Source organism: Imperialibacter sp. EC-SDR9 (assembly GCF_902498805.1).
In the GTDB taxonomy this organism is placed as follows: Bacteria; Bacteroidota; Bacteroidia; order Cytophagales; family Cyclobacteriaceae; genus Imperialibacter.
In genome coordinates this window covers 33,990-48,313 of sequence record NZ_LR701602.1, presented here as the reverse complement: position 1 = coordinate 48,313, position 14,324 = coordinate 33,990, and the positions used below count along the sequence as shown (strand labels likewise).

At 45.7% G+C, this 14,324-nt stretch carries 11 protein-coding genes and 1 riboswitch; of the genes, 4 read left to right on the top strand and 7 right to left on the bottom strand.

Features of this window, described 5'->3' with window-relative positions; genetic code table 11:
* The 4 genes from GC130_RS21720 to GC130_RS21705 form a co-directional block, all read right to left on the bottom strand.
* Positions 1-852: a hydroxymethylglutaryl-CoA lyase gene (locus tag GC130_RS21720; RefSeq protein ID WP_152000465.1), complete on the bottom strand. Its 852-nt coding sequence runs from the start codon at positions 850-852 to the stop codon at positions 1-3.
* Between the two features lie 82 nt (positions 853-934).
* Entirely contained in the window at positions 935-1,885 is a 951-nt protein-coding gene (gene metF, locus GC130_RS21715; protein WP_152000464.1) for a methylenetetrahydrofolate reductase [NAD(P)H], read from the bottom strand.
* 45 nt (positions 1,886-1,930) lie between these two features.
* Complete coding sequence (gene metH / locus GC130_RS21710; RefSeq protein WP_226940570.1) at positions 1,931-4,633, bottom strand: methionine synthase; 2,703 nt, start codon at positions 4,631-4,633, stop codon at positions 1,931-1,933.
* Positions 4,634-4,722: 89 nt separating this feature from the next.
* A complete protein-coding gene (locus tag GC130_RS21705) occupies positions 4,723-5,733 on the bottom strand; it encodes a homocysteine S-methyltransferase family protein (RefSeq protein ID WP_152000462.1) in 1,011 nt (336 codons plus the stop codon).
* Between the two features lie 103 nt (positions 5,734-5,836).
* Positions 5,837-5,968, bottom strand: a riboswitch (SAM riboswitch).
* 70 nt (positions 5,969-6,038) lie between these two features.
* Here GC130_RS21705 and GC130_RS21700 point away from each other — a divergent pair.
* The 4 genes from GC130_RS21700 to GC130_RS21685 all read left to right on the top strand — a co-directional run bounded on the left by GC130_RS21700 (position 6,039) and on the right by GC130_RS21685 (position 10,514).
* The gene (locus GC130_RS21700) at positions 6,039-8,255 is read left to right on the top strand and encodes a tetratricopeptide repeat protein (RefSeq protein WP_152000461.1); all 2,217 of its coding nucleotides are present in this window, start codon (positions 6,039-6,041) and stop codon (positions 8,253-8,255) included.
* 65 nt (positions 8,256-8,320) lie between these two features.
* Positions 8,321-9,010, top strand: a complete 690-nt coding sequence (locus GC130_RS21695) for a hypothetical protein (RefSeq protein ID WP_152000460.1) — start codon at positions 8,321-8,323, stop codon at positions 9,008-9,010.
* Positions 8,961-9,563, top strand: coding sequence for a response regulator transcription factor (locus tag GC130_RS21690; RefSeq protein WP_193217945.1), 603 nt, complete (start codon positions 8,961-8,963; stop codon positions 9,561-9,563). The genes GC130_RS21695 and GC130_RS21690 overlap by 50 nt, the downstream gene beginning before the upstream one ends.
* A 42-nt stretch (positions 9,564-9,605) precedes the next feature.
* On the top strand, positions 9,606-10,514 hold the full coding sequence (locus GC130_RS21685) for a phosphatase (protein ID WP_152000458.1): 909 nt from the start codon (positions 9,606-9,608) through the stop codon (positions 10,512-10,514).
* A gap of 10 nt (positions 10,515-10,524) precedes the next feature.
* Here the strand turns inward: GC130_RS21685 and GC130_RS21680 are convergent, their stop codons facing one another.
* The 3 genes from GC130_RS21680 to GC130_RS21670 are packed head-to-tail and all read right to left on the bottom strand — an operon-like array spanning position 10,525 to position 14,187.
* Complete coding sequence (locus GC130_RS21680; protein WP_152000457.1) at positions 10,525-10,905, bottom strand: transmembrane 220 family protein; 381 nt, start codon at positions 10,903-10,905, stop codon at positions 10,525-10,527.
* Position 10,906: 1 nt separating this feature from the next.
* Positions 10,907-13,291 carry a TonB-dependent receptor gene (locus tag GC130_RS21675; protein WP_193217944.1) on the bottom strand — a complete coding sequence of 795 codons (2,385 nt, stop codon included), beginning with the start codon at positions 13,289-13,291 and terminating at the stop codon, positions 10,907-10,909.
* The gene (locus tag GC130_RS21670; protein WP_152000455.1) at positions 13,288-14,187 is read right to left on the bottom strand and encodes a sugar phosphate isomerase/epimerase; all 900 of its coding nucleotides are present in this window, start codon (positions 14,185-14,187) and stop codon (positions 13,288-13,290) included. The genes GC130_RS21675 and GC130_RS21670 overlap by 4 nt, the downstream gene beginning before the upstream one ends.
* Positions 14,188-14,324 lie beyond the last annotated feature (137 nt).

The following is a 14,324-nucleotide window of genomic DNA, read 5'->3' as shown; positions in this document are numbered from 1 at the left end:
CTATTGGTTAGCAAAAACCACCGAAGCCAATTTTAAGCATTTCAAAAACTGATCATCCTTTAACCCTGTTTGAATAGAGTGGTCACTACAAAAGGCAGTAATTTGCTCCGTAGCCATATTTCCCACCAGATCGTTGTCCGCCATGGGACAACCGCCGTAGCCATTGATAGCTCCGTCCATTCGTCTGCACCCGGCCTGATACACAGCTTCTATTTTCTCCCACGCCGATTCCTTTGTTGAATGCAAATGAGCGCCAAACTCAATATGAGGAAAAGCTGGAATGACCTCTTCAAATAAGGCTATAATATTGGCGGGTGTAGAAACACCTACAGTGTCTGACAAGGAAATAATCTTAATTTCCATCGCATCGAGTCTGTTCACAAACTCAGTTACGAGAGCTGGTTCGTAAGGGTCACCATAAGGATTGCCAAAGCCCATAGACAGGTAGACCACCAACACTTTGTTGTGTTTGACACAAAGGTTTTGAATCCCCTGAACAATAGCCAGCGCCTCAGCGATGCTCTTATTTGTGTTTTTCTGTTGGAAGGTTTCCGAGAGGGAAAGAGGAAAGCCCAGGTAGCTAATTTCCTTATGCAGGCAAGCCTCCCCGGCACCTCTCAGGTTGGCAATAATAGCCAATAACTTAGTCTGGGAATCGTAAAGGTCAAGCTTTGAAAGCACTTCCGCCGTGTCCCTCATTTGCGGGATAGCTTTGGGAGAAACAAAACTCCCAAAGTCTATCGTATCAAAGCCTACCTTAAGCAGTTGATTGATGTAATCAACTTTACTTTGCGTAGGAATAAAGCTTCTCCAGCCTTGCATCGCATCCCGAGGGCATTCAATAATCTTCATGGTTTGTTCGCTATTTCCTCTGTTTACTCGCAGAAAGGGCTCTTCAGCAGCAATCTAACCATATCAGCACTCTCCTCCTATCTTAAAACAAAGCAGATGCAATGTCCTTCACTGACTCAGCACGGCTCATGGTGTAGTAGTGCAGCACCGGCACTCCTCCAGCCATCAGTTCCTTGGACTGATTAATACACCATTCAATACCAACAGTTTTAGCGGCTTTATTGTCTTTGCATTTTTCAAGCTCATTTACCAGGTCGTTGGGTAAGTTGATGAAAAACGACCTCGGCAATGCAGTCATTTGACGGACAGAGGTAATCGGCTTGAGACCAGGAATAATTGGCACGGTAATGCCCTCCTCTCTGCACTTTTTCTCAAAAGCAAAAAACTCGTTGTTGTCAAAAAACATTTGAGTAACAATATACTGCGCTCCCATTTCTACTTTTCGCTTCAGATGGCGAATGTCCGTCGACAGGTTTGGTGCTTCAAAATGTTTTTCAGGGTACCCCGCCACCCCAATACAAAAATTGGTGTGGTTGCCTTCAGTTTCTTCGTGCAGATAGCGACCATTGTTCATATTGATGACCTGCGCCAGCAGTTCCGACGCATACTTGTGTCCATTGGGATCGGCTACAAAAGCTCCCTCCGACTTAATTGGATCACCCCTAAGCACCAACACATTATCGATCCCAAGAAAGTCAAGGTCAATAAGTGCGTCCTCTGTTTCATCTTTACTGAAACCTCCACAAATAATATGAGGAACTGCGTCGATCTTGAATCTATTGATAATAGCTGCACAAATGCCGACTGTACCGGGTCTTTTTCTGATCGTCACCTTCTCCAAAAGTCCATCCTGGCGCTTTTTGTACATGTACTCCTCCCTGTGATAAGTTACATCTACAAAAGGAGGCTTAAACTCCATCAGGGGTTCTATAGTGTCGATGATCGCCTGCATGCTCTGCCCTTTTAGCGGAGGCAAAATCTCAAAAGAGAACAGGGTTTTCTTAGCGTTGTTAATATGATCTACTACTTTCATTTTTCAGCTATTGCAGCACTTCGGGTTACTCTGAAGTGTCTTTGATTAAATATTGTAATTGAGATTTGGCGCTAACCATTTTTCCATGTCGTCCAAAGAAAAGCCTTTGCGCTGGGCATATTCCTCTACCTGATCCTTTTCTACTTTACCCAAACCAAAATACTTAGAGTCAGGATGTGAGAAGTAAAAACCGCTTACCGCAGCCGCAGGGTACATGGCAAAAGACTCTGTAAGGATGATGCCAGTCTTTTTTTCTACATCCAGCAGGTCAAACAAAAGCCTCTTTTCCGTGTGGTCGGGGCAGGCCGGGTAGCCCGGTGCCGGACGAATGCCAGCATAGTCCTCTTTGATCAGGCGGTCGGTGTCTAGCTTTTCATCTGGCGAGTAGCCCCACAGCTCCTTCCTTACTTTTTCATGAAGCAATTCTGCAAAAGCCTCAGCCAACCGATCAGCAAGGGCTTTGGCCATGATACTATTGTAATCATCCTGATCGGCTTCGTACTTTTTGACGATAACGTCGAGCCCATCCCCAGCTGTAACTGCGAACCCTCCCATATAGTCTTGCTTCCCAGTCTCTGCGGGTGCCACAAAATCGGCCAGGCTCAGGTTGGGTACCGTTGCTGCCTTTTTGCCCTGCTGGCGAAGGAAATGGAACGTGGTAAGCACTTTTCCTGACTCATCTAAAATCTTCACATCTTCATGATCAACCGCCGTGGCTGGAAACAAGCCAACAATACCATGGGCTTTCAGCGAGCCCTTGGCTATGATCTCGTCAAGCATCAGGTTAGCATCGTTGAACAGTTTTCTGGCTTCAACTCCAACGATTTCATTGTCAAAAATAGCCGGATACTTTCCCTTCAGCATCCACGTAGAGAAAAATGGCGTCCAGTCGATATAGGGTCTGATCTCTTCCAGAGAATAATTCTTGAATACACTAACGCCCAGTGCATTTGGCTTCTTCGGCACAAAATCATCCCAATTGACGGGTGCCTTTTTCTTTCTTGCTTCAGCTATCGAAATGTAGTTCTTCTCTTTCTGCCGACCGGCGTGGTCCGTTCTTGCTTCGTCATATTCGTTTCGAACTTTGCTGGCAAAGGCTTCTCTTGTATCGGGATTTATGAGCTCGCTGGCTACAGGCACACTTTTGGACGCATCGAGCACGTGAACCACCGGCCCTGAGTAGTTGGGAGCAATTTTTACTGCTGTGTGAATACGGGAGGTGGTAGCCCCACCAATAAGCAATGGCGTCTTCATTCCCATTCTCTCCATTTCTTTGGCCACATGCACCATTTCGTCGAGTGATGGTGTAATCAACCCGCTTAGGCCAATCACATCGGCCTTTTCCCGAACGGCAGCTTCCAGGATTTTTTCGGCTGGCACCATCACACCCAGGTCGACAATATCGAAGTTGTTACAAGCCAGCACCACACCGACTATGTTTTTGCCGATGTCATGAACGTCGCCCTTCACCGTGGCAAGAAGTATTTTCGCATTGGACGATGTGTTTCCAGTTCTTCTTTTCTCTTCTTCCATAAAAGGAATGAGGTGGGCGACTGATTTTTTCATCACCCGGGCACTCTTCACCACCTGGGGCAGAAACATCTTACCTTCGCCGAACAAGTCACCAACTATGTTCATGCCTGCCATCAACGGGCCTTCAATCACCTTCAAAGGACTTTCGTATTTTATTCTGGCCTCTTCCGTGTCCTCAATTACAAATTCCACAATGCCTTTGACCAGCGCATGGCTCAGCCTTTCTTCTACACTCCCTTTGCGCCATGCATCGTCGACCACCTTTACCTTGCCTTTAGACTTTACGGTCTCAGCAAATTCGAGCAACCGTTCCGTGGCGTCGGGCCGCCGATTAAGGATTACGTCCTCCACTCTTTCCAGAAGGTCTTTCTGTATTTCGTCGTACACCTCTATTTGGCCTGCATTCACAATGCCCATGTCAAGACCGTGTTTGATACCGTAGTACAAAAAGACTGTGTGCATGGCCTCCCTTACGGGGTCATTGCCCCTGAATGAGAAGGATACGTTACTAATACCACCGCTCACTCTCGCATGAGGAAGGTTCTCTTTGATCCATTTGGTTGCTCTGAAAAAATCGAGGGAATTGTTGTTGTGCTCGTCCATGCCGGTAGCGACAGGAAACACATTGGGGTCGAAAATGATATCTTCAGGCGGAAAATTAATTTTATCGACCAAAAGGCGGTAACACCGCTCGCAAATTTCGATGCGGCGCTCGTAGGAGTCGGCCTGACCATCCTCATCAAAAGCCATTATCACCACGGCGGCACCATACCGTTTCACCTTCTTTGCCTGCTCAAGAAACTCTTCCTCACCGGCTTTCAGGCTAATAGAATTAACAATACCCTTGCCTTGCAAGCATTTTAACCCGGCTTCGATGATGTGCCACTTAGAAGAGTCGATCATGAAGGGCACTCTGGCAATCTCCGGCTCGGCAGCCAGCAGGTTGATAAAGGTCACCATGGCCTTCTCCCCATCAAGCATGCCTTCATCCATGTTGATGTCGACAATTTGCGCACCATTTTGCACTTGCTCCAGGGCTATGCTCACGGCCTCTTCGTAGTTACCCTCCAGGATCAATCTTGCGAATTTCTTACTACCAGTTACGTTGGTACGCTCGCCAATATTTACAAAGTTTGTATCCTTATTAATAATGAGGGGCTCTAGTCCACTGAGCTTGAGGGGAAGAGGATCAATAGCAAGATTTGAGTTTTCCACAGTTAATTCTACTTTAATTGTCTTTGATTATTTTTCGCCGGGCATTTCTGATACTTCCAGGCTCGGCCAGTTTTGATGAGCAGTATCAGTTACACACTTTCAGCCTCAAGCGAGGTCACCTTCCTTGGCTTATACTTCGCTGCCGTTTCTGCAATCAGTTTGATGTGATCTGGTGTGGTGCCACAACAACCGCCAATAACATTGATCATGCCCTCCTTCAAAAACTCCTCTATTTGCGCAGCCATTTGCTCAGGCGTCTGGTCGTACTCGCCAAACTCATTCGGCAAACCGGCGTTAGGGTGTGCACTTACATTGAAATTTGACTTCTCTGACATAATCTGCAGATAAGGTCTTAGCTGAGACGCTCCAAGTGCGCAATTAAGGCCCACACTCATCAGTGGCATATGCTCCATCGATATCAAAAATGCTTCGGTAGTTTGCCCTGAAAGGGTGCGACCACTGGCGTCAGTAATGGTGCCGGACACCATAATAGGAAGCCTCACGCCTCTTTCCTCAAACACATCTTCGATGGCAAAAAGCGCCGCCTTGGCATTCAGCGTATCGAAAATTGTTTCTACGAGAATAATATCAACACCGCCGTCCATCAATGCACGCAACTGCTCTTTGTAAGCATCCTTCAATCCATCGAAATCGATGGCCCGGTAACCAGGGTTGTTTACATCCGGAGACAGTGAGGCGGTTTTGTTGGTTGGCCCTATAGACCCCGCCACGAACCTTGGTTTTGAGGGATCAAGAGCGGTTGCTTCGTCGGCAGCTTCCCTGGCAAGCCTTGCCCCCTGGAAGTTGATGTCATATACCAGGTGCTCCAAAGCATAGTCAGCCTGGGCGATCGATGTACCGGTAAAGGTGTTAGTTTCGGCTATGTCCGCTCCTGCCTCGAAGTATTTTTTATGGATCGCCTTGATAACATCCGGCCTCGTGATATTGAGTAAATCACTATTTCCCTTCAGGGGGATATGATGATCCTTGAGTGCCTCATTCCTGAAATCTTTTTCTTCCAGGTTGTAGCGCTGAATCATGGTACCCATGGCACCGTCAAGCACAAGAATTCTTTCCTTTAAGATCTCTTCTATATTCATAAAAGTGTTTTTGTTTTGGTTTGAAATATTCCAGCGAAAGCATAGAACACTTTACCAGCCACATTAATTCTCTTATCAGGAAAGGTATCCAAAGGAAGGATTACGCTTATCTGTCTCGGATAAATAATGCTTTACACATTACGTTCTCCAAGTGGGAGTTGGCACCTATTCCCCAGGGAGGTGGAAGGTTGCCAAGACTTCAAAGGGCCCATCCCTCAGTCTTTCTTGATAAGAGGTGCAAATATACCACAATTGGCATAACTAAAAATATTTGCATATTTAAACTGAGCTTAAATTTTGACTATATGCGCTGCCAACTGATTATTTTAATTATTTCGATTTCATTTTCGCTACCCAGTTCACTATCTGCTAAAAACCAGACCCTTACGCCACTTGATTCCTTAAAGGCAGCTCTATCACAGGCCTCTTCCGCCGAAGTTAAGTCGGACTTGTACAATTCCCTTTTTATAGAAACCATCAAATTTTCACCAGATGAGGCAAAAATTTATGCACAACTCCAAATCAACTTAGCCGGAAAAGAATCATTGAACAAAGGCCTCGCACAGGGGCTCAACAACCTCTCAGTATATTATAACAGTCAGGGGAAATTAGACTCGGCGGGCTATTTTATTGAACAAACGATTCTCGCCTACGAAAAAACAAAAGACCTCAGCGGCCTGGGAGGTGCCTACCTGAACCTCGGTAACCTGAACAGGCAAAGTGGGGACTTTCCTGCTGCCATTTCCGCTTACAAAAAGGCGTCCAGCTATTTTTCTCAAGCCGGAGAAACGAGCAAATATGCCTCCGCTATAAACGGCATCGGCAACGCCAAAAGAAACCTTGGAGAGCTGGATTCGGCCCTGTTCTTTTACAAAACAGCTCTCGATGTTACCGATACCGCCACACTTCAGGCAATTGCTCTTATGAATATTGGAAATGTGCTGGCGCAAAAAGGCGAATATGAAGAGGCCGTGGAGTATCACTTGAAATCGGTGAAAATAAAAGAAGAACTAAACGACCGGAGAGGTCTGATGTCTTCGTACATCAATATGGGAGTGATTTACTCAAGGCTCGAGCAATTTGACAAATCGGAAGCCTCCTATCGCAAGGCTATCAAAGAATCTGAAGCCATGGGCATTAAGCAAAGCACAGCAATGGCGTACAACAACATCGGCACCAACAAGGCCAGGCAGAACGATTTTGACTCCGCAGCTTTTTATTTCAAAAAGTCGCTCGACATCAGAAAAACGCTCGGAAATCGAATGGAAATAGGAATGTCGGAGAATAACCTTGGCAACGTGTACCGTGATTTAGGCAAACTGGATAGTGCGCTTCATTATCATGAACTGGCCCTGCAAAGCAAATTGGAAGCCAACGACAAATACGGCATCCCTTCGGCATACTACAATACTGGCTCCATACTGTCGCTTCTTGGCCGGCCGGAAGCCGAAGAATATATATTGAAAGGCTACAATATGGCCAGGGAGGTGAGTCCCGTGTTGGAAGAAGAGGCCGCCAAAACATTGTTCGATCACTACCAGGCCAGAAAAAATTACAAAGCTGCCCTCGACATCCAAACCAGGTTAATCGCCCTGAAAGACACTTTAAGAAGTGAAGAAACGAAAAAAAGGATTGAAGAACTGGAGAAGAAATATGAATCGGAAAAGAAGGACAACGAAATAGCCCTGCTTGCCAAAGACAATGAGCTCCAGGCACAAAAAATAGCTCAAACGGAGACCGAGAGAATCATCTATATCATTAGCGTAATTTTCATGATTGGATGGGGTGCTGGCTTCTTTTATCTACAGCGAAAGAAACACCAGGCAGATCTTTTTCTGGCTGAAAAAGAAAAGCTTGTATTCGATCAAAAAATCAAACAACTGCTGAAGGAATCTGAAATAACGAGGATAGAGTCGCTGCTAAAAGGCCAGGAAGAAGAACGGAAGCGAATGGCAAGAGAGCTTCACGATGGGCTGGGTGGCATGCTGGCGGCCCTTAAAATCAGCTTGCAAAGCGAAACAAAAGGCAGCTCGGCCAATAATCGAGCTGTGATGCTCGCAGAAAAGTCGGCTGATGAGGTTCGGAAGATCTCTCACAATTTGATGGCCGGAGCTCTTCAGAAATACGGTTTAGTAGAAGCGCTCAGGGACATGAGCCGCCAGGTAGAAGAAAGCACAAACTTAAAGCTAAGCTTCTATTGTGACCGGGATGAATACATGTTGAACCCAGAAGCAGAAACGCATCTGTTCAGGATGCTGCAAGAAATTATTAGCAACTGCCTGAAGCATGCAAAGGCTGGTGAATTAAGTATTCAAATTCATCAGGAGGCTGATACCATTCACATTACCACCGAAGATGATGGCGTCGGATTTGATCCCAACAAGGTAGTGAACGGTATTGGCACCGACAATATCAGGGATCGGGCAGAAGCACTGCATGCTAAACTTTCTGTGGAGTCGTCAAAAGGTCGAGGGTGCACTTATTTTATCGAGGTTCCAATTGTGATCAATCAACTAACTTAAAATTACCCGTTTTGGGGTATTTATTTCTTTTGCCAAAAGCGTGTAATTGACGGAAAATTACACGTATGAATTTCGTGATCGTTGCTGTGTCCGGGTTGCTTATTGGCGGCTACACCTACCTGCTAACAAGCGGCTTACGGCTAAGAAGGAGACTTAAATCTTTAAAAAAGAGCTCACAGCCCAACCTTAAGCAGCATGTAGTTGTGCTGCCTGGAAAAAACTTCGTCGAGGACGTTTATCAATTGACAACTCTTGAAAATAACCCTGACCTCCCCTCTCTTCCAACCCCAGCTATTACCCTTCCTCCAATGGAAACAACTCTTAGCAAGCTTATCACTGACAAATTCATCGACCACCTATCGCTGTATGTGACTCAGTTCAATCTCAAGAATAAAAAAAGTATAGAACTAACCATCATAAAAGGGCAATGCAATTTATCGTTTAAAGACAGTCTGTTACTTTTAACGAGTGTTCATTCGTTGGTGAGTAACAGCAGTCACAACGAGGCCTGGCAAACAAGTCTCTTCGTGCTGGCTACAACTCCCTTTCAACTCTCGATGACTACCTCGGGCATGAGAGTGAATGAATCTTCCATTTATTCTTTGGTTGTTGAAGAAATACAGCAATCTTCATCACTTGAAATCATTTCTCACGAAACAACCCACTCGGGTGAACGGTTAGTGATTGGAGTGAATGAGACAAAGGATGAGGATAGTAATAGCCGACGATCACGAAATTTTCAGAGAAAGTATTAGTTCTCTTCTGACCGAAAAGGGCGGCTACGAGGTACTTGCCACTTGCAAAAATGGGCTAGAGGTGCTGAAGGCAGTCGAGGAACTGCAACCTGACCTGGTGCTAATGGATGTAAAAATGCCTGCCATCGACGGTATAAAGGCGACTGAATCTATCAAAAAGGACTTCCCTTCAATTAAAGTGCTTGCATTAAGCATGTCGGACGACCCGGTAGACATTGCTGGAATGATAGAGGCTGGCGCTGATGGTTATATTTTGAAAACTGCCGACGTAAAAGATTTCATGCAGGCAGTGACACTGATTGCAGACGGCAAAAGATACTTTCCTGCACAAACATTAAAGATGCCATCTGGTCACAGAGAGGGCATTTTACTAAGCAAACGAGAAATTGAAATCGTGCGCCTCATTGCTATGGAGTATAGTGCGGAAGAAATTGCCACTCAACTTTTTATTTCCCCTCTAACAGTCGAAAAGCATAAAAACAACATCCGCCGCAAGCTGAACACTACCACAGTTGGCTTGGTTAAATTTGCCATCAGAGAAGGTATAATTTAACCCGGCAATGCTTCCTAATAGTAATTCTTCTAATTTTGCAGCGTGAAACTAGCTGCCGTAGATATTGGCTCCAATGCCATTAGAATGCAGGTCACTAACGTCATCGAATATGACAATGATGTGGTCTTCAAAAAACTTGAATACATCCGCTTTCCATTGCGTCTTGGTCACGACGTTTTTTCACAAGGGCAAATAAGTGAGAAAACCAGCCTCAAGTTTATTAAGTTGATGAAAGCCTTCAAGCTTTTCATCGACCTGTATGAAGTGGACGATTATATGGCCTGCGCTACATCGGCGATGAGAGAAGCAAGCAATGGTGAAGAACTGAAGCAAAAAGTAAAGCAAGAAACAGGGCTGGAAATAACCATTATTGAAGGAGACACCGAGGCAGAGTTGGTCAACCGGGCAGTCAACATTCATATCACCGATGCTCCTTTCCTACACATCGATGTGGGCGGAGGAAGTACAGAACTGAACGTTTATTTGCAGAGAGAAAAAGTAGCATCAAGGTCGTTCCGTCTGGGAGGTGTCAGGCGGCTCGACAAAAAAGACTCGCCAGAAGTGTGGAAGGAAATGAAGGCCTGGATTGAGGAGAAAATCCCGACCCATTCACAAAAGATCACGGCGCTTGGCACTGGCGGAAACATTTCCAAAATATTTGAGTTGTCGGGCATTAAGAAAGGCAAGAAGCTGAGTTATGAGAAGGCTCAGGAAGTCGTTGAAAGACTATCGCAGCTTACACTGGAGGAGCGCATTTTTAAGCTTCAGCTAAATCACGACCGGGCCGATGTGATCATTCCCGCCTCTGAAATCTACCTGGGAGCGATGAAGGCAGCCCACGCCCGATACATCATAGTGCCGGATGTGGGACTAAAAGACGGCGTTATGCACTACCTGTTTGAAAAGAACAGGCACCGCATTGCTCCCTACATTGTGAAATCAGGCTGGTGAGTTGATGCAATCAGGCTTGTTCTTCCTTTTTAGGCCTTGAGCTCCACCAAAGGTAGAACAAGGCGGCTGAGGCAATTAACAAACCACCCAGCTCCCTTGTTTGCTCTATATAGGGCTTATCGTCCATCATGTGCCCCAGCATTTCCGATTTATCATCGGCAGCAAACCATTCAAGCATGCCAGGGATAAGCGTAAGCGCCCATATCAGGCATAGCCCCATCAGCGCCACGGTCACATACGGCAATGGCTTCCAAAAACCATGCAACAGGCTCAATCCCGCAACCATGCCGTACAACGTAACCCATCTTTCCGGATCCGGGTCGTTAAACTGCACATAGGTAAATACCACAAAAAGGGCAGCTAGAATGCCGTGAATTACTTTCTTTTTCATATCAAAAATCTATTCTGTAGACTAATACTGGTATCATTCCTAGTTGGTATTTTAACACTTGTCTGTTTTGAACTGTATCAAAATAATAATATGCCGGGTTGTCAACATTCAGCAAGTTCTGAATATCGATAGCAAACATTTGCGTGTGACCTTTCTTGAATCTGGTCCACTGCACCCGCATATCGACTCTGAAATAGTCACCAAGTCGGTTTGCATAAAAAATTCCGCCTATTCCATCTGGCCCCTGCTGTAGAAAACTTCCCTGGTAAAGCATTCTCGAATTAACGCCAAACAGTCTTTCTATACCATTTTTCTTCGTTGCCATCCATTCCTTTCCAAAAGTGGCATTTAGACTGTACCTGCCATCAAAATTAGATGCCCTGTATTTCCCAAATAAATCCTGGTACTCGGAACGATACATTGAGCCTCCCCACCAAATGTAAAACCCATTCACTATTTGCTGCCGATGCTCCACACTAACTCCATATACTCTTCCCCTTCCCCCTGAAGCAAGCACGTCAAGAGGATAAGTACCGTCATAGTTCATATAATTGAAATAGTCATAGTAGCCATCGTATGAATTAGGGAGATCATATAACGATTGGTAAAAGGCAGTCGCCCCTAAAGTCGAAGAATTACCTATCTTTTGAGTCCAGCCGATTTCGCTCGACCAGGATTTGACATATCGAAGACCTGGATTCCCCCGGTCTGATAAAGTGACTGGCTGTCCCGACGCTGGAAAAGAGGTGGCTGTATAATAGGCATAGGGTGATAGCACCTGGCTATAAATACCGCTTCTGAAGGAGAAGGATGTCTTTGGTGCCATTCTTACTTCCAGGTTAGCCCTGGGTTCCAGCAAAAACTCTTTGGTGTAACCAAACCAGGAGGAATTTAAACCGAGATCAAGGTCAACTTTCGAGCCTATGGCAAAGTTACCACTTACAAATGGCTGCAGAAGCAAGCTTTTGATATCTAAGTTAAAATCAGGTTGTGGTATGCCATTAAAAGTTAGATTGGAAGAATCCCATTCAAATCGGTCAATACCCCACTGGTAGGTAGTTCCCCTTACGCCCGCCTTGGAGGTTATACGATCCCCCCATCTGGTCATTACGCTTGAAGCAAAAGATAGCTTTGCTACCTGTTCGTTGTCCTTAGTAGACAAAGTGAGCGATGGGTCATTCAATTCATGGGTTATTTGGTCTCTTTCGGTTGTCGTTGAAGAATACACCAAAACATTCCTCCAACTGTTTTTGCCTCCAAGTGTAGCCTCCTGCGTGATACCATAGGCATAAATAGATGAAGCATAGTCGATGTCCGACAATTCTTTGTCAACAGTGGCCCTCCCTTTTCGCCTCCGATACACATTACTATTCCATCCGTTTACACCAAACAACGTTACTTTGCCAATAGGCGTTTCCGGCAGCGACACATTGAACGAAAGGTCTTGAAATTTGATCGTTTCTCCTCCAAAGTCGACTCCCATTAAAGCAAGAACGCCAGTAAACGAATAACGGTAATTCACTAAGTAGGAAGCCGAGCCACCCTTTTTAAATGGCCCCTCTGCGGCGAAATCGAGACCTATAAGACTCGCCTGAGCGGTGTACTCCCGTTGTTGGTTATTCCCTCGCCGCAGGTTCATGTCAAAAATACCACCAATGGCATTGCCGTATCCTGCCGGCATATACCCCATCAGGAAAGAAGATTTGTCGAGCATTTGTGTACTCAGCACGTTCACACCACCACCATTTTGGGTCGGGCGATCACTTATTGTTCCAGCATTGGCCAGGTGATTGGGGTTTACAATCTCTACGCCCTCCAACCTCCAGGTGTTGGCAATGGGTGAGTTCCCCCGGACAGAAACAGCGTTGTTTTGGTCGTTGGTATTCGCCACAGAGGGACTGCTCATTACCACCCTGGCCGGATCGAGGTAGTTGGCAGCAATGCGTTGAAACTGCTCGGCCGTGATATCAACCTTGCTCATTTGTTCAAACTCCTGGTTATCCGAAGCTGCAGATACCTTCACCTCTTCCAATTCCAGGGGCGACTGTTCCAATGCCACATGCACCACATTCTGCTTTCCCGACACTACGAGTAGCTCTCTTACAATATGGGACTTATACCCTGTGTAGGTAATTTGTATGGACTGCCGACCGACTGGCACGTCATTTATCTCAAACTCGCCCCACTCATTTGTTGACGTGCCCACACCACTTGCCAACGGAAGAAGCGCTACCGAAGCCCCTATCAGTGGCTCTTTTGTTGTGTTGTCTACAACCGTTCCTCTAACTGTTTGGGTCAGCTGCCTTGCGGAAACAGCCGTGCTGACACTCATTACCAGCAGTGCAATACCAAGCCAACCCTTCATCGTCTTGTTCAAAGTCTTCAAATCCCCCACTTCATTAAGTTCTTGTAGCTTATTGCTATACTTTCGACAGGAGGTCGCTGACACACATCCTGCTCTACAAAAAAGTATTTCATTCCGGACAACATGGACTTTTCGAAAATAGCTTTAAAGTCTATCACGCCGTTACCCACTTCGGTAAATTCTTTATCATCAGAGTCAGCCATATCCTTCACGTGCCACAAGGCCGTTCTTTTTGGGTATCTTTTGAAAAAATGCATCGGGCTATGGCCGACCCTTGCTGCCCAGTAAAGATCCAACTCGGCAACAACCAGGTCGTCGTCCGTTCCATCCATAATAACATACATAGGAAGCTGGCCTTCCAGTTCCAGGAATTCAAAATCATGATTATGGTAGCCAAATTGGATGCCTGCATTTTTTGCCACTTTGGCTGAAACGTTCAGCAAGTCCGTCAACTTCTTATAGTCATCAATTGACTGTCTCTCTTCGGGAAACAGAAATGCGTTGACCATGTACTTAAGGCCCATAACATTGGCATCTTCCACTGCCTTTTCCCACCCGTTCGATAACGTGCCTTGCCAGGGAGCATTAAAATTACCTGTCAGGTAATGGCCACTCACCAGTTTCATCCCAAGGTCTTCCACCATCTTCCTCAACTCCGAAGGATTTACTCCAAAGATTTTACCATCAGCATAACCGAAAATCTCAAGGTCTTTGTAGCCTATTTTTGCCACTGACTTAAGTGTACCCTCCAAATCTGCCGACAACTTCTCTCTTACCGTATACAGCTGTAGCCCGTATCTTCTACCCGGGCCAGATGGCGAGCAGCTGGGAAGCAACGCCAACCCCGCCAGCGCCAAGCCTGATGTTTGAATAAATTTCCTTCTTCCACCTGAATGGACTTCTGTAAAATCTCCCATGGTTATTTATTCATCAGCTTAGTCAGATTAATGTCACAGCCCCCAATAGATCTGTACGCTACTTTATAAACAAAAAAATGCAAGGAATGTCTTAGCATCCCTTGCAAATGATCTTTAAAAACCGATGGAGGTTACTG